Consider the following 1218-nt stretch of genomic DNA (forward strand, 5'->3'; position numbering starts at 1 on the left):
TTGTCTTGCACCATAGAGCCAATCAACGGCTTGATCAATGTCTTGTTCATTGATCAAAGCTCGGTTGATATCGAGTGATTGTTTGATGGATTCGTAAATCACTTGGTAGCCACTTTGATCGGGCGGCTCAAGGATAAAACGCTGTCCAACCGTCAGCGACTGAGCCAGTTTGATCTTCATTTCACGAACATTTTTGCAGCCTATTGTTTTGGCAAAGCGCGTATGGCTAGCTTCTGACTGACGTCTGCACTTTGTGGCCAGCTCGGTGATGCTGGCGTTGGCAGCGGTTTCAATGTCATCCGTCACCAATTTGGCGACTTTCYTTTCTGCTTCGCGTAGTGCGCTAAAACGTTCGGTGATTTGAGCCTGTCCGACGATTGAAGAATTTGATCAGTACGAGCGTACCAACCCAAGCTGGGGAATGCCCTTTGGTATGCCAAATCTTTCGGCCAAAGAACACCAAACGCTCATGGCTTGGCTGGAAAATGGCGCGATCATGAACGATCACATCCCGCTCACTCGTGAGCAGGCGGCGGAGATCACGCGATACGAGCAAATGTTCAATAGAGTTCGCGTAAAACCAGCTTGCGCACGATTATATCTACGAGCATCTTTTTTTATCGCACCTCTATTTCTTCTGAGTTAGAGGGGGAACCTCGCTTCTTTACTATGGTTCGTTCGTCCACCCCACCAGGCGAACCCGTACAGCGCATTGTCACTCGTCGCCCCTATGATATCGGGTGAGAACGTGTTTACTACCGAATCATTCCCGAGCAAGRCACGATTGTCGATAAGACACACATGCCTTTCGCTCTCAATAGCCAGCGAATGAAGGATTGGAAAGCGTGGTTTATTGACGCAGATTACGTCGTCGAGCAGTTACCAAATTACGATCCTGAGATTGCGGCCAATCCAATGAGTGCTTTATTGACCTCCCAGTGAAGTACACGCTTTAAGTTCATGCTAGATAACGCACAAAACACCATTATGGCTTACATAAAAGGTCCAGTGTGTCGCGGGCAGTTGGCACTGAATGTGATTAACGATCGTTTCTGGGTTTTCTTCCTCGATCCTGACAAAGCGGATATTCCTGAGGTTAACGAGTTTTATCGCTCACAAGCCGATAATCTAAACTACCGGCGAACTTGAAAAGTAATACCCTACCAGTCAACCAATTGGGTCAAATATTCGACACAACAAGCTCGCTATTTAGAAGCA

The 1218-nt window shown here is 47.4% G+C and carries 1 protein-coding gene and 1 pseudogene; one reads left to right on the forward strand and one right to left on the reverse strand.

The features are described from left to right. The coding region (locus tag CIK04_RS26995; RefSeq protein ID WP_142995026.1) for a MurR/RpiR family transcriptional regulator at window positions 1-378 on the reverse strand (378 nt) is incomplete at its 3' end. On the opposite strand from CIK04_RS26995, the pseudogene CIK04_RS27000 reads away from it, so the two are divergent. Beyond that, a pseudogene (locus tag CIK04_RS27000) lies at window positions 368-1218 on the forward strand (fatty acid cis/trans isomerase); the annotation flags it as partial. The gene CIK04_RS26995 and the pseudogene CIK04_RS27000 sit on opposite strands and share 11 nt — an antisense overlap.

It is taken from the genome of Vibrio sp. 03_296 (assembly GCF_002265885.1).